Genomic DNA, 19,440 nt, shown 5'->3' with positions numbered 1-19,440 from the left:
CGGGGCATTTTCTCATGGTTGGGCAAGGGATGCGGGTGGGGTGCCCCGGTAGTGCCGGCCGCTGGCCGGCATCCAGGAATCCGAGGGGATGCCGGCCAGCGCCCGGCACTACCGGGCCATGGGGCGTCTCCTGCGCCGCTCCAGCACCAGCGCAACGACCAGCACGGTCAGGGCCAGGCCGAACCACTGCACGGCGTAGCCCAGGTGACGCTGCGGCGGCAGCGTGTTCGGCAGCAGGTCCAGGTCACGCTCATCGCCGAATGGCAGTGCCGGATCCAGGCGCAGGACGCGTTCGGGTAACGCCTGCAGCCCCAGCGCGCGCGCCAGGCCTTCGGCGGGCAAGCGACTGGCCAGCCAACGCCCGGCCTCGCCAGTGGCGGAGAACGCCGGGCCCAGTGCCAGTCCCGCCGACGGCGGCGGTGCCAGCAACCCACGCACGGCCACCGGTGAAGGCGGCGCCGGCACATCCGGCAACGTGCGATCCGGCGGCAGCGCACGCCAGCCGAGATCGACCAGCAGCACGCTGCCATCGTCACTGCGGAACGGGCGATAGATCTTCACCCCGGCGCGGCCATGCCGGGTCTGGTTGTCGAGCAGCACCACGCCGGGCAGGAAGCGGCCGTGGTCGGCCACGCCGTGCAAGGCGCCGGGCGCCGCCAGGGCCTGCGACAACGGAAGCGCTTGCGCCACAGCTGGACCCTGCGCATCCAACATTGCCTGTTTGGCATGCATGCGCTGCAGTTGCCACAGCCCCAATGCGCTGAAACCGGCCATCGCCAGCACCGCCAGCAGCCATCCGATCACGCGCGTGTGCTGGCGCATCATGACAAGTCCGCGCAAACGCGGTCAGATAGGCGCATCCACCCTGCCCTCGAGCCGCGCATGAGTGATTCGCTGAAGACCCTGCTGGTAATCGCGTTTCTGATCGTCATCGTCTGGAATCTGGGCGCCGGCCTGTATTACCTGCTGGTCGACCGCGGCCAGACCAAGCGCACGGTCAACGCACTGACCCGCCGCATCGCGGTGTCGGTGGCGTTGATCCTGCTGGTGATCGTGAGCATCTACATGGGCTGGATCAAACCGCACGGCATCGGCGGCTGACACCACCGATGCGCGCCTGATCAAAGCACGTAGACGAACAGGAACAGCATCAGCCACACCACGTCGACGAAGTGCCAGTACCACGCGGCGGCTTCGAAACCGAAATGGTTGTCGCGGGTGAAGTGCCCCTTGGCCGAACGCAGCCACATCACGATCAGCATGATCGTGCCCAGCAGCACGTGCCCGCCGTGGAAGCCGGTCAGCATGAAGAACGTTGAACCGTAGATGCCCGAGCCCAGCGTCAGGTTCAGTTCCTTGTAGGCGTGGATGTACTCCTCCGCCTGCAGGGTCAGGAAGCCCAGGCCAAGCACCACGGTCAGGCCCAGCCAGATCAGCAGCTGGCGACGGTTGCCCGCCTTCAGCGCGTGATGGGCGATGGTCAGGGTCACGCCGGAGGTCAGCAGGATCAGCGTATTGATCAGCGGCAGGCCCCAGGCCGGGATGGTCTGGAACGCGCCACCGATCGCTGCCGGGCCATTGGTCGGCCATCCGGCGGAATAGCCCTGCCAGAGCAGCTCGTTGGTCATCACCCCGCGGCCTTCGCCGCTGAGCCACGACAGGCCCAGGTTGCGGGTGTAGAACAGCGCACCGAAGAAGGCACCGAAGAACATCACCTCGGAGAAGATGAACCAGATCATCCCCATCCGGAACGAGCCATCGACCTGGTGGTTGTAGTTGCCCGCCTGCGACTCACGCACCACGTCGCTGAACCACCAGAACAGGGTCAGCACCAGCATCGCGATGCCGATGTAGAACGTCCAGCGTCCCCAGCTGGCATCGTTGAGCCAGCTGGCCACGCCCACCATGGTCACCATCATCGCGATGGACCCCACGAACGGCCATTTGCTCTGGGCCGGGACGAAGTACACGTTGGCATCGGTCGGTGTCTGGGCCATGTCGGTATCCGGGTCAGGGTGCGGCGTGCGCGCCTTCCGAGGTGGCGGCCGGAGCCAGCCGATCGGACAGCGCGTCGTTGCGGTAGAAGGTGTAGGACAAGGTGATCGTCTTGATCTCCGGCGGCAGGTCCGGATCGACGATGAAGCGCACCGGCATGTCGCGCTTCTCGCCGGCCTGCAGCGTCTGCGCGGTGAAACAGAAGCACTCGGTCTTGCTGAAGAAGCCCGACGCACGCGCCGGCGCCACCGACGGTACCGCGCTGCCGACCACCGCCTGCTGGCTGTCGTTGCGGGCGAAGTACAGCGCCTCGTTGAGCTCGCCCGGCACCACGTCCATGGTCAACTGTTCGGGATGGAACGACCAGGGCAGGCGCGAGTTGACGCCGCCATCGAACTCCACGCGCACGGTGCGCTTGCCGGCCGCCGCGCCGGCACTCGCTTCGCCACCGGGACCGCGTTCCAGGCGCACGCCGAACACCTTTTCGCAGGCGATGCGGTACAGCGGTACCAGCGAGAACGTGAGCAGGAACACCGCCACCGCCACGCCGATCAGGCGCGGCAGCCCGGCGCTGGGTGACGGCGTGCTGGCCGGTGCCTCGCTCATCGGCCGATCACCCCGCTGAGGATGAAGCCGACGTAGACCAGCACGGCGATGGCGCCGACCCACATCGCCGTGCGCTTCGCACGCTGGCGCTGCTGTTCGATGCTTCCGCCCTGGTAGAGCCGACCGCCGGTCGGCTGCGCTTCGTTGTTGTAGAGCCGAGCCATGCTCGGCTGCTTTTCGTCAGTCGAGCCTGGCTCGACGCTACCGATCGGGAGCGGGCTCTCGTTATGCATGCCCCACCTCAATGCGTGATGTCGTCATGCGCCAGATCCCCCGGGCGGATGGTCGGCGGCGTGGTGAAGGTATGCGCCGGTGCCGGCGACGGCAGCGTCCATTCCAGGCCGCGCGCACCTTCCCACGATCGGGCCTCGGCCTTCTCGCCGTTGCGCAGCGAGGACAGCAGGATCGCGGCCATCATGAACGGGGTGACGAACATGCCGAACGCACCGATCGAGCTGATCAGGTTCCAGTCGGCGAAGGCCACGCTGTAATCGGGAATGCGGCGCGGCATGCCGGCCAGGCCGAGGAAATGCTGCGGGAAGAACAGCAGGTTGACGAATACGATCGACCACCAGAAGTGCACCTTGGCCCACTTCTCGCTGTACATCCGCCCGGTCCACTTCGGCCACCAGTAGTACACCGCCGCGATCAGCGCGAACACCGCGCCGGTCACCAGCACGTAGTGGAAGTGCGCGACCACGAAGTAGGTGTCGTGGTACTGGAAGTCGGCGGCCACGATGGCCAGCATCAGGCCGGAGAAGCCACCGATGGTGAACAGGATGACGAAGGCCACCGACCACAGCATCGGCGCCTCGAACGTCAGCGAGCCACGCCACATCGTGCTGACCCAGTTGAACACCTTCACGCCAGTCGGGATCGAGATCAGCATGGTGGCGAACATGAAGTAGATCTCGCCGCCCAGCGGCATGCCCACGGTGAACATGTGGTGGGCCCAGACGATGAACGACAGGAACGCGATCGCGGCGGTGGCGTACACCATCGCCTGGTAGCCGAACAGCGGCTTGCGGCTGAAGGTCGGGATGATCTCGCTGACCACGCCGAAGGCGGGCAGGATCATGATGTAGACCTCGGGGTGGCCGAAGAACCAGAAGATGTGCTGGTACATCACCGGGTCACCGCCACCGGCGGCGTTGAAGAAGCTGGTGCCGAAGAACTTGTCGGTCAGCAGCATGGTGACGGCACCGGCCAGCACCGGCATCACCGCGATCAGCAGGAAGGCCGTGATCAGCCAGGCCCAGCAGAAGATCGGCATCTTCAGCAGGTCGATGCCCGGCGCGCGCATGTTGAGCACGGTGGCGATGATGTTGATCGCACCCATGATCGAGCTGATGCCGGCCACGTGGATGGCGAACACGCTGAAGGCCACGTTGTAGCCGCCCTGCAGCGACAGCGGCGGGTACAGCGTCCAGCCGCCGGCCGGCGCACCACCGGGCAGGAACAGGGTCAGCAGCAGCAGGCTGAAGGCCACCGGCAACAGCCAGAACGACCAGTTGTTCATGCGCGGCAGCGCCATGTCCGGCGCGCCGATCTGCAGCGGAATCATCCAGTTGGCCAGTCCGACGAAGGCCGGCATCACGCCACCGAAGATCATCACCAGCGCGTGCACGGTGGTCATCTGGTTGAAGAATTCGGGCTTGACGAACTGCAGGCCCGGCTGTGCCAGCTCGGCGCGGATCACCACGCTCATCGCCGCACCGATGATGAACATGATGAAGCTGAAACCCAGGTACAGCGTGCCGATGTCCTTGTGGTTGGTCGAGAAGAACCAACGCTCGAAGAAACTCTGCTGGTGATGGTGATCGTCGTGCCCAACTGCCGAGTGCGCCATTGCAAAACACCTCTCAGAATCGGTTGTCACCACGGCCGCGAACGGCCGCGGGCTTTACATCACGCTCCGCTGGCCGCGGTGGCTGGCGCGCTGCCGGCTTCAGCAGCGGCAGGCGCAGCAGGTGCCTCTCCCGTCGGTGCAGTCGGCTCGGCAGGTGCCGCAGGCGTTGCCGGCTCGGCGGGCGGCGCCGGCTTGCGCTGCGCCAGCCACTGCTTGAACTCTTCCTTGGACACCGCCTCGACCACGATCGGCATGAAGCCATGGTCCTTGCCGCACAGCTCGGCGCACTGGCCCCGGTATACGCCGGGCTGCTCGATGCTGGTCCAGGCTTCATTGATGAAGCCGGGAATGGCGTCCTGCTTCCAGCCCAGCGCCGGCACCCACCAGGCGTGGATCACGTCATCGGAGGTGATGACGAAGCGCACCTTGGTATCGACCGGCAGCACCAGGCGGTTGTCGACATCCAGCAGGTAGTGCGGATGGCTTTCGCGGGTCGGCACGATGCCGCTCTGCCGCACGCGGTCGGACTCGCGGTCCAGGCGGCTGGTGAAGGTGACGTTCTCGCCGAGGTATTCGTACTTCCACATCCACTGGTAGCCGGTGACCTTCACCGTCATCTCGGCATCGCGGGTGTCGTACATCTTGATCAGGTTGGCCGTGGCCGGCCAGGCCATCACGATCAGGATGATCACCGGGATCACCGTCCAGATCACCTCGGCCTTGGTGTTGTGGCTGAAGGTGGCGGCGACCGCGCCCTTGGATTTGCGGAACTTGAAGATGGCGTAGGCCATCGCACCGAACACGATGACGCCGATCACCGTGCAGATGATCAACGAGAGATTGTTCGATTCCCAGGCCAGGCGCGAGGTCTGGGTCACCCCCTTGCCCATGTTCAGCTGCCACGGCTTGGGATCGGCCGCCTGGGCCCAGGCCAACGCCGGCATCAGTCCCCCGGCCACCATGGCGGTGACCGCTGCAACGCACTTCGTGCCCCACCTGCTGCTTTGCTTCATTGCCTAGACCCTTAGCGTCGTCGGTTGCCGCCATCGCTGGCGGCGAGCAAGCTTTCAAGTGTCTCTGCAAGCGTCTGACGTTCGGCCGGCGCGAGGAAACTCCCCACCTCCACCTGCCGGCCGCTGGATGCCAGCCGGACCCTCTCATCGTCGGTGAGCAGGCGCACCCAGTGGGGGTGGGCCCGGAACACCGGCGATCCACCGGGTACGGGGATGACCTCCACGTACGCCGGCACTACCCGGATCTCCTCCTGCCGTTCACCACTGCGCCACAAGGCACGCAGTGCCGCCGCCAGCACCAGGCTGTACAGCAGCGCGAACAGGGGGGCGAATGCATTGCCGGCCAACCACCCGAGGGCGGACACCAGCCACATCGCACCCGACAACACGGTGAACAACAGGACGAACTGCCGGGCATCGAGCGCCCGTGGGGGACGCAGCCGCAGCTGCGTACCTGACCCATCCGGAGCTGGAAGCACCTCGATCATGTCGCAACCGCGTTCCTGCCGCGGGAAACGTCTCGATGGTAGCCCCGCCCTCTCGCCGGTAGCAAGGGTGCATTCACACTTTTTCCCATGCTGCAACACAGCATGAGGCCGGCGGCACGAATGACGAATTCAGCACAAATTCTGCCGAGCTTGCTGAACACGCTGAATCCACCGCAGCTAGGGGCTATCAGCGCTTCACGAAGGTGGCTGAGGGGCACTTCCGCAACCCGCAAAAATGATTAAAATCGCCAAGTTTTCCACTGGCCGGACCGGCATGAACGCACCTTCCTCCTCCCCTGCCGCCAGCGACGCCCTGCGTCCCGGCGCGCTGCTGTCGCCGGAACTGCCGGCGCCCCCCAACCCGTTCCGCCAGGCCATCACCGATGGCTGGTTGAAGGACGAGGCCAGCCACGTGCGCGAGCTGCTGGCGCAGGCCCGCCTGCCCGCCGAGGAGCAGGCCAAGGTACAGGCGCTGGCCGCCGACCTGGTCGGCCGCGTGCGCGTGCGGGCCAAGGACCAGGGCGCGATCGAAGCCTTCATGCGCCAGTACGACCTGGGCAGCGAGGAAGGCGTGCTGCTGATGTGCGTGGCCGAGGCGCTGCTGCGCATTCCGGACCAGGACACCGCCGACAAGCTGATCCGCGACAAGCTGGCCGATGCCGACTGGGAAAAGCACCTGGGCGGCAGCGACTCGGTGCTGGTCAACGCCTCCACCTGGGGCCTGATGCTGACCGGCAAGCTGGTGCAGATGAACGACGCCACCCGCGCCGATGCGCCCAGCGCGTTCAAGCGCCTGGTCGGCCGCGTTGGTGAGCCGGTGGTGCGCCTGGCCGTGCGCCAGGCGATGAAGATCATGGGCCACCAGTTCGTCATGGGCCGCACCATCAGCGAAGCGCTGTCGCGCTCGCACAAGGGCGACAACGCGAACTACCGCTACTCCTTCGACATGCTGGGCGAAGGCGCGCTGACCATGAAGGACGCGCTGCGCTACCTGGAAGACTATCGTCGTGCGATCCACGCCATCGGCGGCGACCACAAGGCACGCGGCGGCCGTCCGGATGGCGACGTCAACAACGCCCCGGGCATCTCGATCAAGCTGTCGGCGCTGTACCCGCGCTACGAGCACGCCAAGCGCGAGCGCGTGCTGAAGGACCTGGTGCCGGGCGTGCTGGAACTGGCACAGCTGGCCAAGAGCTACGGCATCGGCTGCACCGTCGACGCCGAAGAGTCCGACCGCCTGGAACTGTCGCTGGACATCATCGAGCAGGTGTTCTCCGATGCGTCGCTGGCCGGCTGGGATGGCTTCGGTGTGGTCGTGCAGGCCTACCAGAAGCGCACGCCGTACACGATCGACCACCTGGCCGACATGGCGCGCCGCGCCGGTCGCCGCCTGCAGGTGCGCCTGGTCAAGGGCGCCTACTGGGACGCCGAGATCAAGCGCGCGCAGATCGAAGGCTATCCGGGCTACCCGGTGTTCACCCGCAAGCAGAACACCGACGTCTCCTACCTGGCCTGCGCCAAGCGCCTGTTCACCCATGCCGACGCGATCTACCCGATGTTCGCCACGCACAACGCACACACCATCGCGGCCGTGCGCAGCATCGCCAATGGCGGCGTGTACGAGCACCAGAAGCTGCACGGCATGGGCGACGACCTGTACGCCGAAGTGGTGCCGGCCGACCGCTTGAACCTGCCCTGCCGCGTGTATGCGCCGGTCGGTTCGCATGAAGACCTGCTGCCGTACCTGGTGCGTCGCCTGCTGGAAAACGGCGCCAACTCCAGCTTCGTCAACCGCATCACCGACGAGCGCGTGCCGATCGCCGACCTGATCCGCGATCCGGTCGAGATGGTCGCTTCGTTCGAATCGATTCCGCATCCCAAGATCCCGCTGCCGGTTGACCTGCTGCGCAGCCAGAACCACGACAGGAAGAACTCCATGGGCGCCAACCTCGCCAACGACAACGAACTGCGCGCCCTGGCCGAGCAGCTCAACGCAGCCGTCAAGCCATGGCAGGCCGCCCCGCTGGTACCGGGTGCCAACCCGACCGGCGCCTCGCTGCCGGTGACCAACCCGGCCGACACCCGCGAGGTGGTCGGCCAGTGGCAGGCCGCCGATGCCGCCACCGTGCAGAAGGCCCTGGCCAATGCCGTGGCCGCGCAGCCGGCCTGGAACCGCACCCCGGCCGCCAGCCGCGCCGCCATCCTCGAGCACGCCGCCGACCAGCTGGAAGCGCGCATGCCGGAGTTCATGGCGCTGTGCGTGAAGGAAGCCGGCAAGAGCCTGCCCGACGGCATCGCCGAAGTGCGCGAAGCGGTGGACTTCCTGCGCTACTACGCCAAGCAGGCGCGCGAGCAGTTCAGCCACGCCGAGAAGCTGCCGAGCCCGACCGGTGAGTCCAACGAGCTGCAGCTGCATGGCCGCGGCGTGTTCGTCTGCATCAGCCCGTGGAACTTCCCGCTGGCGATCTTCCTGGGCCAGGTCGCTGCCGCACTGGCTGCCGGCAACAGCGTCATCGCCAAGCCGGCCGAGCAGACCAACCTGATCGGCTACTACGCGGTGAAGCTGCTGCATGACGCCGGCGTGCCGGCCGAGGTGGTGCAGTACCTGCCGGGCGACGGTGCCACCGTCGGCGCCGCGCTGACCGCCGACCCGCGCGTGGCTGGCGTGGCCTTCACCGGCTCCACCGACACCGCACGTGCGATCAACCGCGCCATGGCTGCGCGTGACGCCGCCATCGGTGTGCTGATCGCCGAGACCGGTGGCCAGAACGCCTTCATCGCCGACTCCTCGGCGCTGCCGGAACAGCTGGTCAAGGACGCGATCGGTTCGGCCTTCACCTCCGCCGGCCAGCGCTGCTCGGCCGCGCGCGTGCTGTTCGTGCAGGACGACATCGCCGACAAGGTGATGACCATGCTGGCCGGCGCGATGAAGGAACTGAAGGTCGGCAATCCGGGCCTGCTGTCCACCGACGTCGGCCCGGTGATCGACGCCGATGCACTGAAGATCCTGCAGGACCACGCCGAACGCATGGACCGCGAAGCGCGCCTGATCGCCGCCGCCGAGCTGTCCGCCGAAGCGGCCAACGGCACCTTCTTCGCACCGCGCGCGTATGAGCTGAAGGACCTGGGCCAGCTGCACAAGGAAATCTTCGGGCCGGTCCTGCACGTGATCCGCTGGAAGGGCGACCAGCTCGACGCGGTGATCGACCAGATCAACGCCACCGGTTACGGCCTGACCCTGGGCGTGCATTCGCGCATTGACGAGACCGTCGACCGCATCAGCAACGGCGTCCACGTCGGCAACGTCTACGTCAACCGCAACCAGATCGGTGCGGTGGTCGGCGTGCAGCCGTTCGGCGGCCAGGGCCTGTCCGGCACCGGCCCGAAGGCCGGCGGCCCGCACTACCTGCTGCGCTTCGCCACCGAAAAGACGGTGACGGTGAACACCACCGCCGCCGGCGGCAACGCCTCGCTGCTGACCCTGGGCGACTGATCGCCCAGTAGTTGCAGTGAACGAAAAACCCCGCGAAAGCGGGGTTTTTTGTGTGCGCTTTTTTTCCTGTAGCGCCGAGCATGGGCTCGGCTACAGAGGCGAGGCGACACTGAACCGGTTGTCCGCCCGCTTCGCCAGCTCGCCCTGCACCCGTGCGATGCGCATCTCCAGATCGCCTTCCAGCAGCACGTACTCGACACCCTCTGCCTGCAGCTGCGCCAGGTACCACGCATGCTGCTGCGCCCTGAAGGCTTCGCCCACACGCGTACCGTCCTGGTCGAACGGAATATCCGGTGCGCACAGGAACAGCAGGTCGTAGCGTCGTCGTGCCGCCTGCCGCAGCGGCTCCGGTGCCGTGCCGAACATCCAGCCGCTGTACCCCAGCGTCACCCACGGCGTGGTATCGCAGAACAGCCAGCGATGCGCGCGCCGCGCGGCCTCGTCTTCGTGCTGTGGCTGTGTCATTGCAATGCGTAGCAGATCGTCCGGCGTCAGTTCTCCGCCCTGCTGCTCCCACAGGGTGCGGCCGTACTCCGGCACCCAGGCGGTCTGCAGGCACTCGGCCAGCACGCGCGCCAGCGTGGTCTTGCCGCTGGACTCGCCACCGATGAACGCCACGCGCTGCACATGGCCGGCATACACCTGCGGTGCGAGGCCATGGCGATGCGCATGCGGATCGGCGCGCAGCTGGGTGCCACTGGCCTGGCCGACATCGAGCCAGCGTTCCAGCCGTTCATGCCGCACCGGTGCGTTGAAGCAGGCTGCCAGCGCATCGGCAAAACCGTCGCCGTAGTCCTCACCGGTGTACACCGCCTGCACCGGCCCACCGAACAGGTTCAGGCACAACCAGGCGGTGAAGTCGCGCTGCACCTGTTCGTCATCACTGTCCTGCGGCAGCGTGCGCACGGGCAAACCGTGCTGCGTGCACAATGCCGCCAGTCGCGTGTCATCCAGCACCGCCACCGTCGCCTGCGGGAAGCGCGCACGCAGCCAGCGCTCGCGGCGCTCGGCGCTGTAGCCGGCAAAGCCCGGCTGCGACCAGCCGATCACCAGCAGCTGCTGGCAGCGCGTGGCGGCGAAGTCGATCAGGCGTTCGTGGCCGAGATGCAGCGGGCAGAACTTGCCCACTACCAGGCCGCGCGCAACGCGCTCAGGCAGCGGCATCGGCCGCCCTGGCCTCGTCGCGCATCAGGTGCCGCCAATGGCGCAGGGCCACCAGCGCATTGATCCAGAAGCCCACGTACAGGATCGAGGTCAGGTGCAGGCCACGGCTGTAGTACAGCGGCACCGCAACGGTGTTCACCAGCAGCCACACCCACCACGATTCCAGCTTGCGCCGCATCATCAGGATCTGCGCGATCACACTCAACACCAGCACCGCCGAATCGATGTAGGGCGCATAGGCGTTGGTCAGCCGGGTCAGCATCCAGCCGTAGCCGAACGTGGCCACCACCGCCAGCGGCGCCAGCCAGGCCCATGCCCGCGGCCGCAGCGCGGTGATCGGCAGCGGCGCGCCATGGTCGCCACGCAGCCACTGCCACCAGCCCAGCACGCTGATGGCGATGAAGAAGAACTGCAGCACCATGTCCGCGTACAGGTGCGATCGTTCGAACACGGCGGCAAACAAGGCGCAGCCAACGATGCCCAGCCACCAGGTGTGCACGTTGTTGCGGCCGGCCAGCAGGATCGAGCCGGCGACGGCGATGTTGGCAGCCAGCTCCAGCTGGAAGTTCGGATCGGACAGGTTCATCGCCCTATTGTCATGGATCCGCGCGCTGCGTGGACAATCCGGTAGATCCACGCCATGCGTGGATGCCCCGAGCCGCCCCACAAAAAGAAAGCCCCGCTTGCGCGGGGCCTCCTTCGTCCTGCGTCAGGCAATCGCCTGGATCAGAACTTGTACTGCATCGAAGCCGCCAGCACGTCGCCGCTGACCTTGTACTTGCCGGTCACGGTGTTGGCCGTGGCCGAGGTCGAGGTGATGTTCGGATCCTTGGTGAACAGGTGGGTGTAGCCCACGCTGTATTCCATCTTTTCCGAAGCCGCGTAGGTCAGGCCCAGCGACAGCCACTTGCGGGTGGTGTCCGGCACGCGCACGTCGCGGTGGGCGTCGGTGGTCGGGGTCTGGTCGTAGGCGAGACCGCCGCGCAGGGTCAGCTTCTCGTTCATGCGGTACTCGGTACCGATCGACGCGAAGGTGGTGTCGCGGTAGTGGAACGGCAGCACGCTGTCCGGCTGGTTGGAGTCATACTGCACGGCCACCTGGTCGAACTTGCTCCAGGCGGTACGCGAGACGTCGGCCATGATCTTCCACTGGTCGTTCACGCGGTGGGTGAAGCTGACGGTGGCGCTGGCCGGCAGGGTGATCGAGGCACGACCCTTGCTGTCGATGAAGGTGCCCGGAGCGGCAGCGGCCAGGAAGGCTGCGGCGTTGCCCGGAATGGTGAAGTCGGCCTTGCCGTCGTTGATCTTGTGCTTGACCTGCGAGCGGTAGCTGAAGGCGATGTTGGTGCCTTCCACCGGGCTGACGGTCATGCCCAGGGTGTAGCCCATGGACACTTCGTCACCCTTGATGCGCAGGAAGCCATCGGCGGTGCCCGGAGCGAAGCCCTGCTGGGCCATGGCGACAGCGGCCTGACGCGAGGCGGCAGCAGCCTGGGCGGCGGTGCCACCGGCAGCCAGAACGGCAGCGGCAGCCTTCTGCTGGGCGCTGGCGTTGATCGCGGTGCCGGTATCGACGGCGCTGGTCAGGTCGACGTTCAGACGCTCGGCGAACACCGAAGCACCGAACGACAGGTACGGGTTGACGTCGTAGGAGAACGCCACGCCCAGGTCGATCGCCTGCAGCTCGGTCTTGACGCCGTTGTAGCGGCCGACCCAGTCACGGTCGTATTCGGTCTTGAAGCCGAACGGCACGGTCAGCGAGGCGCCGAAGTGCATGTTCTCCTTCTCGCCGAACGGCAGGTGGAAGTAGGCCGCCGGGACCGGGGCGATCATGCCGGCGTCGCCGCCGTTGCCGCCGGAAATCGGAGCGCCGTTGGCGTACTTGCCCTGGCCACGGAACTTGGCACCGAAGCTGATGGCGCTGACGTCGCCCTGCAGCATGGTGCCGTCGAGCAGGCGCATGGAGGCCGGGTTGGTGGCGATGACCGAAGCGTCGCCCTCGGCCGAGGTGGAGCCGGCGAACGCGCGGCCCAGGCCCTTGGCACTGTTTTCCTTCAGCTGGAAGGCGGCAGCGTTGGCGTCGGCGGCGGCCAGCGCACCGGCAACGCCGACGGCCAGCAGGGTCAGACGGGCAATGGTGGAAGCGGTTTGCATCGTAGTTCTCTCTCCGGTAAGCGGTGATGTTGCTCTGAGTGCGCCTGCGCCCGGCAGGTCCTGGGACCCATCGGAGCGCGCCGGATTCCCCTCCCGACATACGACGCCGTATGCGAGTATTACCCAGAGCTGTTAATGAAACAATAACAGCAGTGGCGGTTTTTTCGTCCCAAAAGCTGAACAGGACAATCCCCGCCGCAAGCGCCCGCACGCTAGGCTAGTGCCCATGTTCGTCTCCCTCCCGTCGCGCAAGAAGGCGGCCCTGCGCTGGGCCACGCCCGTGCTGTTTGCGGCACTGTGGCTGGCGTTCCTGTGGTCGATCTCGCGTCCGGACGATGCCCGCGGCAGCCTCTGGCTGGACTGGGGTGCCCTGTCCACCGGCCTGACCCACCCGCTGGACTGGTGGGCGACCCTGCAGGACGGCAGCGTGCTGCGCCTGTTCACCGCCTTGTTCCTGCATGCCGACTGGTCGCACCTGCTGGGCAACCTGGTGTTCCTGCTGATCTTCGGCCTGCCCGCCGAGCGGGTGCTGGGCCCGTGGCGGCTGCTGCTGCTGTTCCTGGTGGGCGGCGCGGTGTCCAACCTGGTGGCGATCTACACCATGGGCAGCCCGGACCAGATCATCATCGGTGCCAGCGGTGCGGTGTCCGCACTGATCGGCGCCTACCTGGCCCTGTTCCCGGGCGCACGGCTGGGCGTGGTGATCCCGCTCGGCCTGTTCCTGGAGTTCGTGCGCGCCCCGGCCTACCTGCTGATCGGCGTCTGGGCCGCGTTGCAGGTCGTATTCGCCCATATCGGCCCCAGCTTCGGCATGGTGGCCTGGTGGGCGCACATCGGCGGCTTCGTGTTCGGCGTGGTGTACGGGGTCTACGTGCGGGCGGCCATCGCCCGCCGCCTGCGCAAGCGCCACGGATTCTGACACCGGGTCATGCCGGCCGCTGGCCAGCTCCACGCTCACCCGCTCGTTCGTAGATCAGCCGAGCATGGCTCGACTCTGCAGAATCAGGGCTTGGCCGGAACCGGGGCGGGCTTGGCTTCCGGCGTGCTGTCCGCCTTCGGTTCGACCTTCGGCTCCGGCTTGGCTTCGGGCTTCGCCGCTGCAGCCTTCGCGGCCTTGGCAGCCTCCGCCTTGGCCGCTTCGGCCTTCAACCGCGCGGCCACCGAACCCGGGTTCTTCAGCTCGGCCAGCGCGTCGTTGATCGGGCCATCGCCCGGCAGCACCGCACCGGCGTGGTAGCCCTCGGTGCCTTCGTCGTCGCCGCGCAGGTGGCCCGGCAGGGTCGCTTCGCTGTAGTCGCTCAGGCTGGCCGGCAGTGCATCCTCGGCCGGCGTAGCGGCCGGCTTCAGTTCAACGTCCGGCACGATGCCGGTGGCCTGGATCGACTTGCCGCTGGGCGTGTAATAGCGCGCGGTGGTCAGCTTCACCGAATCGCCGTTGTCCAGCGGCAGCACGGTCTGCACCGAGCCCTTGCCGAAGGTGCGGCTGCCGACCACGCGCGCGCGCTTGTTGTCGCGCAGCGCACCGGCCAGCACTTCCGATGCACTGGCCGAACCGGCATCGGCCAGCACCACCACCGGTGCGCCCTTCAGCAGATCACCCGGGGTCGCGTCGAAACGGGCATCGCTGATGCTGATGCGACCGCGGGTGCTGACGATGTTGCCCTTGTCGAGCAGATCATCGGCCACCTGCACCGCAGCAGTCAGCAGGCCACCCGGGTTGCTGCGCAGGTCCAGCACCAGACCCTTGAGCTGGCCACCGGACTGCTTCTGCAGCTGCTGCACGTGCTTCTGGAAGTCCGAACCGGTATCGGCCTGGAAGGTGCTCAGGCGGATGTAGCCATAACCCGGCTCCAGCAGGCGGCTGCGCACGCTGGTCACGCGGATGGTCTGGCGGGTGAGGCTGACATCGAACGGCTTCGGCTTGCCCTCGCGCACGATGGTCAGCACTACCTTGCTGCCGGCCGGGCCGCGCAGCGGTTCGCTGGCATCGATCGCACTGATCGGCTTGCCGTCGATGGCGATGATCAGGTCACCAGCGAGGATGCCGGCCTTGGCCGCCGGCGTGTCGTCGATCGGCGAGATCACCTTCATGCTGGCGTTGTCCGGCTGCTGCTGCAGCTCCACGCCGATGCCTTCGTAGGCACCATTGGCCTGCTCGTCGAAGGCCTGCGCGTCTTCCTTGTTGAAGTAGGTGCTGTGCGGATCGAGGTCAAGCAGCAGGCCACGCACCGCCGCCTGCATCAGCTTCTTGTCATCGACCGGGTCGACATAGGCGGCACGCACCGCGTTGTACACGGCCACGAAGCGGCGGATTTCCTCCAGCGGCACCTTCGAGGTCACCGCCTCCTCGCTGTTCGCTGCCTGCCCACTGGTTTCCTGGCTCGGAGCGGGCGCGGTCTGCTGCGCCCAGGACAGCGCTGGCAACAGGGCCAGCAAGAGGGTGGCGGTACGGGCTGCGCGCATGGATCACTCCTGTCGACGTTGGCATCGTGCCCAAGGCACATGCGTCGATTATGCGCGAAGCACAGCTAAATTCCCGTTGAATCCGCCCGCCACGCGGCAGCGCCGGATTCAGCGCCGCTGCAGCCAGCTGTCGGGGTTGACCGGCTGCCCGCCCCGGCGCAGCTCGAAGTACAGCGCGGTCACGCCCTGGCCACCGGAATTGCCGACCTTGGCCACCGCATCGCCGCGGCTGACCCGCGCGCCGGCATCCTTCAGCAGGGTGTCGTTGTGGGCGTACAGGCTCATGTAGCCGTTGCCGTGGTCCACGATCAGGATCATGCCGTAGCCGGTCATCCAGTCGGAGAACACCACGGTGCCGTCGGCCACGGCGGTGACGGCGCTGCCGGCCGGCGCACCGATCAGTACGCCGCTGCTGGTGCGGCCATCGGGCAGCTTGCCGCCATAGCGCGCCAACAGGTTGCCGGACAACGGCCAGCCCAGGCCACCGACCTTCGGGGCCGGTGCGGACGCCACCGCCGGCGGAACCTTGGTGGGCGGTGGCGGCCGTCCCTGTGCCGCTGCCTGGCGTGCGGCACGTTCGGCGGCCGCCTTCTCCGCGGCCGCACGGCGTGCAGCCGCGCGACGCTCGGCCTCGGCACGGGCGGCGGCCGCACGCAGATTGGCCAGCAGTGTTTCCAGCGCCTTGGCATCCTGGCCCAGCGCCTGTTCCTTCTCGCGCTGGTCCTTGAAGCGCTCGTCCAGCGAGGCAACCGTCTTTGCGCGATCGCGGCGATCGACTTCCAGGGCCGCTGCCTGCTGCTTCTGGTCCTGCTGCGCGCCCTGCAGCTTCTGCTTGCGCTCGGCGATCTGCGCCTGCAGCGCTTCCAGTTCCTTCAGGTCAGCCGTCAGCGTGGTGATGCGCTGTGCCCGCTCGCGCTGCAGGTAGCGGTGGTAGGCCAGGGCACGGTTGGCATCGGCCACCGTGTCCTGCGACAACAGCAGTTTCAACGGTGCATGGTTGCCCAGCTGGTAGGCCGCGCGCAGCAGGCCGGCCAGCTCGCGGTGCTGCTGGGCGAGGTTGGCCTGCAACGTGCTGCGGCGCTGTTCGGCCTCGGCCAGGGCCCTTCCCTGCTCGCGCAGCGCGGTTTCGGTCTGCGCCAACGCACGGCCGGTGCGGGCCACCTTTTCATCTGCCTCACGCAGCTGCCGTGAGGCCTGGCCGCGCTGGCCCTCGATCTGCCGACGCTCCTGCGCCACGCCCTTCAGCTCACTGCGCAGCTTCTGCAGCTTGCGCTCGGTCTCGCGCGTGGTCTGCGCGGCGCCCGGCAGCGGCAGCGCCAGGGCGATCGCCAGCCCCAACAGCAGGCAGCGCCCGCCGCGCAAGGCGGCGATGTGATGTCGGCGTGATGGCAAGGCGTTGTCGCGCAAGGGCTTTCCAGTGACTTCAGGCAGTTGCAGGGGCTACCGGGGAATGGTGACATCTCCGCACGCGGCCTGCCAGCCGCACATCCATCGAGGTCCCCATGAAAGCTCTTTCCATTCCGCTGCTGTTGGGCGTACTACTGGCCACCGGGCCAGTCTGTGCCCAGGAGAACATCAGCAAGGTCAACGGCAGCATCAGCGCCGAAGCCGGCCAACGCTACGGCAAGCTGGATACCGTCAACGGCGGTATCCGCGTCGGTGAAGGCGTCGAGACCGGCAGCATCGATACCGTCAACGGCGGAGTGAAGGTCGCCGACCGCGCACGCACCGGCAAGATCGAAACAGTCAACGGCGGTGTGCGCCTGGGCCGCGAAGTCATCGCGCGCGGCAGCGTCAGCACTGTCAACGGCAGCATCTTCACCGACCGCGGCAGCGAGGTCGAAGGCGGCGTTGAAACCGTGAACGGCGGCATCGGTCTGGTCGAAAGCCGCGTCGGCAAGGACGTCGAGACCGTCAACGGTGACATCACCGTGGGCATCGGCTCGCAGGTCAACGGCGGCGTGCACGTGCGCAAACCGAACTTCAGCGTCTCGCTGACCGCCAGCCGCAAGCCGCGCGTGATCATCGGACCGAATGCGGTGGTCAACGGCTCCCTGCAGTTCGAACGCGAAGTGGTGCTGTACGTGCATCGCACCGCCCGCATCGGGCCGGTCACCGGCGCCGAGCCGATCCCGTTCGATACCGAAACCGCCCCCGCGGACTGAGCGCACCGGCCTTCGGGTTCGGTGATACTCGCTGATACCGGTCGTACAAGACGTGCGGCCGCCCTTTGTTTCCCAGGAATCGATGATGCCCCGCAAACTCCTCCTGTGCCTGGCCGCTGCGGCCGCGCTCAGTGCCTGCAAAGGCGAAGACACGCCGGCCGCCGCGCCGGCCACCGACACCGCCGCTGCGAAGCCGGCCGCCCATCAGTTCTCCCCGGAGATCAACGCCGGCGATTTCGCCGAGATGGTCAAGACCCTGGCTTCGGATGAGTTCGAAGGCCGCGCCCCGGGCAGCAAGGGCGAGGAACTGACGGTCAACTACATCCGCGACCAGATGCAGCGCATCGGCCTGCAGCCCGGCAACGGCGACAGCTGGTTCCAGGATGTGCCGATGACCGAGACCACGGCCGACGAATCGACCGTGTTGAAGATCACCCAGGGCGGCAAGACCACCGAGCTGAAGTTCGGCACCGACATGGTGGTCGGCACCCGTACCGGCCAGGCCGAGGTGAAGGTCGATGCCAGCGACCTGGTGTTCGTCGGCTACGGCGTTGACGCGCCGGAGCAGAAGTGGAACGACTACGCCGGCCAGGACTGGAAGGGCAAGACGGTCGTCATGTTCGTCAACGATCCGGGCTTCCATGTCGATGACGCGAAGCTGTTCGACGGCAAGCGCATGACCTACTACGGCCGCTGGACCTACAAGTTCGAGGAGGCCGCGCGCAAGGGTGCCGCTGCTGCACTGATCGTGCACGACACCGCCGGCGCTTCCTATGGTTGGGACGTGGTGAAGAACTCCTGGGCCGGCCCGCAGTACGACCTGCCGGCCAAGGATGACCCGGAAGCACGTATCCCGGTGCAGGGCTGGCTGAGTGCCGACGCCGCCAAGGCGCTGTTCGCCGGTGCCGGCCTGGACCTGGCACAGGCTTACAAGGACGCCAGCAAGCGTGGCTTCAAGCCGGTGCCGCTGAAGGCGACCGCTGCGGTCGACCTGAAGAGCCAGATCGCGCAGAAGCAGTCGCGCAACGTGGTGGGCGTGCTGCCGGGCAGCAAGCGCGCTGACGAGGCCGTGCTGTACATGGCGCACTGGGACCACCTGGGCAAGCATGAGGGTGAGACCGGCGACAACATCTACAACGGCGCAGTCGACAATGCGACCGGCGTGGCCGGCATTCTCGAAGTGGCCGAAGCCATGGCCCACCAGGAGCCGAAGCCGGAGCGTTCGGTGGTGTTCCTGGCGGTGACCCTGGAAGAGTCCGGCCTGCTGGGTTCGAAGTACTACGTCGCCCACCCGACCTTCCCGCTGGACAAGATCGCGGGCGTGATCAACATCGATGCGATGTCGGTGGCAGGCCGTGCCAAGGACGTGACCGTCACCGGCTTCGGCAGCTCGGAGCTGGAGGACATCCTCAAGCCGCTGGCTGCCGCCCAGGACCGTACCCTGCACGGCGAGACCTCGGTGCAGAGCGGCTTCTACTTCCGTTCCGATCACTTCAACTTCGCCAAGGCAGGCGTTCCGGCCCTGTACGCCGATGGCGGCGAAGACCTGCGCGAGGGTGGCGTGGACGCGGGCCGCAAGGCTGCAGCCGACTACGGCGCCAACCGCTACCACGGCCCGAAGGACGAGTTCGATGCGGCCACCTGGAAGCTGGACGGCAGCGTGGAAGACCTGCAGCTGATGTACGGCGTGGGCAAGGAACTGGCCGGTGGTGATCGTTGGCCGAACTGGTACGAAGGCAACCCGTTCAAGGCTGCCCGCGACGCGATGATGAAGGACAAGGTCCCGGCCAAGTAAGTCGAGCCATGCTCGACTGACCATGGTTCAAGCCTGAGCGGCGCCCGACAGGGCGCCGCTTTTTTTTGCGCTCCAACATTGGTGGATACCAACCTTGGTTGGCACTCTGCCATCGATAGTCGCCAACCTTGGTTGGCGCCGCCGCTCGCGGCGGTTTCATCAACGCGCCTGCCGGCCAGCGGCCGGCACTACCGGTATTTCCTGAGCACAAAGAAAAACCCCGCTGCGTGAGCAGCGGGGTTTTGGGTGTAAACC

The 19,440-nt window shown here is 66.9% G+C and carries 17 protein-coding genes; 5 read left to right on the top strand and 12 right to left on the bottom strand.

The annotated features are described in order from the left end of the window. Positions 1-108 precede the first annotated feature (108 nt). Positions 109-825 carry an SURF1 family protein gene (locus D5301_RS23005; RefSeq protein ID WP_153857001.1) on the bottom strand — a complete coding sequence of 239 codons (717 nt, stop codon included), beginning with the start codon at positions 823-825 and terminating at the stop codon, positions 109-111. Between the two features lie 57 nt (positions 826-882). Between D5301_RS23005 and D5301_RS23000 the strand changes: the two genes are divergently transcribed. Beyond that, complete coding sequence (locus D5301_RS23000) at positions 883-1,101, top strand: twin transmembrane helix small protein (protein ID WP_005412025.1); 219 nt, start codon at positions 883-885, stop codon at positions 1,099-1,101. A 20-nt stretch (positions 1,102-1,121) separates the two neighbouring features. Here D5301_RS23000 and D5301_RS22995 read toward each other — a convergent pair whose 3' ends face one another. From D5301_RS22995 to D5301_RS22970, 6 genes are read right to left on the bottom strand one after another with little or no spacing between them, the layout of a single operon-like run. Next, on the bottom strand, positions 1,122-1,997 hold the full coding sequence (locus tag D5301_RS22995; protein WP_153857000.1) for a cytochrome c oxidase subunit 3: 876 nt from the start codon (positions 1,995-1,997) through the stop codon (positions 1,122-1,124). A gap of 13 nt (positions 1,998-2,010) precedes the next feature. Next, entirely contained in the window at positions 2,011-2,601 is a 591-nt protein-coding gene (locus D5301_RS22990; protein ID WP_149909064.1) for a cytochrome c oxidase assembly protein, read from the bottom strand. Next, positions 2,598-2,834, bottom strand: a complete 237-nt coding sequence (locus D5301_RS22985) for a hypothetical protein (RefSeq protein ID WP_153856999.1) — start codon at positions 2,832-2,834, stop codon at positions 2,598-2,600. Before D5301_RS22985 ends, D5301_RS22990 begins: the two co-directional genes overlap by 4 nt. A gap of 8 nt (positions 2,835-2,842) precedes the next feature. Further along, positions 2,843-4,450, bottom strand: coding sequence for a cytochrome c oxidase subunit I (gene ctaD, locus D5301_RS22980; protein ID WP_004153896.1), 1,608 nt, complete (start codon positions 4,448-4,450; stop codon positions 2,843-2,845). 59 nt (positions 4,451-4,509) lie between these two features. Then, positions 4,510-5,463, bottom strand: a complete 954-nt coding sequence (gene coxB, locus D5301_RS22975; protein WP_153856998.1) for a cytochrome c oxidase subunit II — start codon at positions 5,461-5,463, stop codon at positions 4,510-4,512. An 11-nt stretch (positions 5,464-5,474) separates the two neighbouring features. Beyond that, on the bottom strand, positions 5,475-5,951 hold the full coding sequence (locus tag D5301_RS22970; protein ID WP_004153894.1) for a DUF2244 domain-containing protein: 477 nt from the start codon (positions 5,949-5,951) through the stop codon (positions 5,475-5,477). A gap of 274 nt (positions 5,952-6,225) precedes the next feature. Here D5301_RS22970 and putA point away from each other — a divergent pair, with 274 nt between their 5' ends. After that, the gene (gene putA, locus D5301_RS22965; RefSeq protein ID WP_153856997.1) at positions 6,226-9,444 is read left to right on the top strand and encodes a bifunctional proline dehydrogenase/L-glutamate gamma-semialdehyde dehydrogenase PutA; all 3,219 of its coding nucleotides are present in this window, start codon (positions 6,226-6,228) and stop codon (positions 9,442-9,444) included. A 90-nt stretch (positions 9,445-9,534) separates the two neighbouring features. On the opposite strand, the gene D5301_RS22960 is transcribed toward putA, so the two are convergent. From D5301_RS22960 to D5301_RS22950, 3 genes are all read right to left on the bottom strand, one after another. After that, positions 9,535-10,608, bottom strand: a complete 1,074-nt coding sequence (locus tag D5301_RS22960; protein WP_153856996.1) for an AAA family ATPase — start codon at positions 10,606-10,608, stop codon at positions 9,535-9,537. Further along, entirely contained in the window at positions 10,595-11,194 is a 600-nt protein-coding gene (gene pnuC / locus D5301_RS22955; protein WP_153856995.1) for a nicotinamide riboside transporter PnuC, read from the bottom strand. The genes D5301_RS22960 and pnuC overlap by 14 nt, the downstream gene beginning before the upstream one ends. 140 nt (positions 11,195-11,334) lie before the next feature. Next, positions 11,335-12,762: an outer membrane protein transport protein gene (locus tag D5301_RS22950; RefSeq protein ID WP_153856994.1), complete on the bottom strand. Its 1,428-nt coding sequence runs from the start codon at positions 12,760-12,762 to the stop codon at positions 11,335-11,337. 226 nt (positions 12,763-12,988) lie between these two features. Between D5301_RS22950 and D5301_RS22945 the strand changes: the two genes are divergently transcribed. Next, the gene (locus tag D5301_RS22945; RefSeq protein ID WP_019662230.1) at positions 12,989-13,681 is read left to right on the top strand and encodes a rhomboid family intramembrane serine protease; all 693 of its coding nucleotides are present in this window, start codon (positions 12,989-12,991) and stop codon (positions 13,679-13,681) included. Between the two features lie 83 nt (positions 13,682-13,764). Here D5301_RS22945 and D5301_RS22940 read toward each other — a convergent pair whose 3' ends face one another. Continuing rightward, the gene (locus D5301_RS22940; protein WP_153856993.1) at positions 13,765-15,225 is read right to left on the bottom strand and encodes a S41 family peptidase; all 1,461 of its coding nucleotides are present in this window, start codon (positions 15,223-15,225) and stop codon (positions 13,765-13,767) included. A gap of 108 nt (positions 15,226-15,333) precedes the next feature. Beyond that, positions 15,334-16,632 carry a peptidoglycan DD-metalloendopeptidase family protein gene (locus D5301_RS22935; RefSeq protein WP_153856992.1) on the bottom strand — a complete coding sequence of 433 codons (1,299 nt, stop codon included), beginning with the start codon at positions 16,630-16,632 and terminating at the stop codon, positions 15,334-15,336. Positions 16,633-16,727: 95 nt separating this feature from the next. Between D5301_RS22935 and D5301_RS22930 the strand changes: the two genes are divergently transcribed. Together D5301_RS22930 and D5301_RS22925 are read left to right on the top strand one after the other, a co-directional pair. Beyond that, the gene (locus tag D5301_RS22930; protein WP_110710815.1) at positions 16,728-17,390 is read left to right on the top strand and encodes a hypothetical protein; all 663 of its coding nucleotides are present in this window, start codon (positions 16,728-16,730) and stop codon (positions 17,388-17,390) included. Positions 17,391-17,475: 85 nt separating this feature from the next. Next, positions 17,476-19,185, top strand: coding sequence for a M28 family metallopeptidase (locus tag D5301_RS22925; protein ID WP_153856991.1), 1,710 nt, complete (start codon positions 17,476-17,478; stop codon positions 19,183-19,185). The last annotated feature ends 255 nt before the right edge of the window (positions 19,186-19,440 follow it).

Origin of the sequence: Stenotrophomonas sp. MH181796 (assembly GCF_009659995.1) — a bacterium.
Lineage (GTDB): Bacteria > Pseudomonadota > Gammaproteobacteria > Xanthomonadales > Xanthomonadaceae > Stenotrophomonas > Stenotrophomonas riyadhensis.
This window is presented reverse-complemented; position numbering and strand designations above follow the sequence as displayed.

What these genes read in the sequence shown, in the direction of transcription:
- D5301_RS23005 (WP_153857001.1), bottom strand. Translation starts at nt 825, where the DNA reads ATGATGCGCCAGCACACGCGCGTGATCGGATGGCTGCTGGCGGTGCTG.
- D5301_RS23000 (WP_005412025.1), top strand. Translation starts at nt 883, where the DNA reads ATGAGTGATTCGCTGAAGACCCTGCTGGTAATCGCGTTTCTGATCGTC.
- D5301_RS22995 (WP_153857000.1), bottom strand. Translation starts at nt 1,997, where the DNA reads ATGGCCCAGACACCGACCGATGCCAACGTGTACTTCGTCCCGGCCCAG.
- D5301_RS22990 (WP_149909064.1), bottom strand. Translation starts at nt 2,601, where the DNA reads ATGAGCGAGGCACCGGCCAGCACGCCGTCACCCAGCGCCGGGCTGCCG.
- D5301_RS22985 (WP_153856999.1), bottom strand. Translation starts at nt 2,834, where the DNA reads ATGCATAACGAGAGCCCGCTCCCGATCGGTAGCGTCGAGCCAGGCTCG.
- ctaD (WP_004153896.1), bottom strand. Translation starts at nt 4,450, where the DNA reads ATGGCGCACTCGGCAGTTGGGCACGACGATCACCATCACCAGCAGAGT.
- coxB (WP_153856998.1), bottom strand. Translation starts at nt 5,463, where the DNA reads ATGAAGCAAAGCAGCAGGTGGGGCACGAAGTGCGTTGCAGCGGTCACC.
- D5301_RS22970 (WP_004153894.1), bottom strand. Translation starts at nt 5,951, where the DNA reads ATGATCGAGGTGCTTCCAGCTCCGGATGGGTCAGGTACGCAGCTGCGG.
- putA (WP_153856997.1), top strand. Translation starts at nt 6,226, where the DNA reads ATGAACGCACCTTCCTCCTCCCCTGCCGCCAGCGACGCCCTGCGTCCC.
- D5301_RS22960 (WP_153856996.1), bottom strand. Translation starts at nt 10,608, where the DNA reads ATGCCGCTGCCTGAGCGCGTTGCGCGCGGCCTGGTAGTGGGCAAGTTC.
- pnuC (WP_153856995.1), bottom strand. Translation starts at nt 11,194, where the DNA reads ATGAACCTGTCCGATCCGAACTTCCAGCTGGAGCTGGCTGCCAACATC.
- D5301_RS22950 (WP_153856994.1), bottom strand. Translation starts at nt 12,762, where the DNA reads ATGCAAACCGCTTCCACCATTGCCCGTCTGACCCTGCTGGCCGTCGGC.
- D5301_RS22945 (WP_019662230.1), top strand. Translation starts at nt 12,989, where the DNA reads ATGTTCGTCTCCCTCCCGTCGCGCAAGAAGGCGGCCCTGCGCTGGGCC.
- D5301_RS22940 (WP_153856993.1), bottom strand. Translation starts at nt 15,225, where the DNA reads ATGCGCGCAGCCCGTACCGCCACCCTCTTGCTGGCCCTGTTGCCAGCG.
- D5301_RS22930 (WP_110710815.1), top strand. Translation starts at nt 16,728, where the DNA reads ATGAAAGCTCTTTCCATTCCGCTGCTGTTGGGCGTACTACTGGCCACC.
- D5301_RS22925 (WP_153856991.1), top strand. Translation starts at nt 17,476, where the DNA reads ATGCCCCGCAAACTCCTCCTGTGCCTGGCCGCTGCGGCCGCGCTCAGT.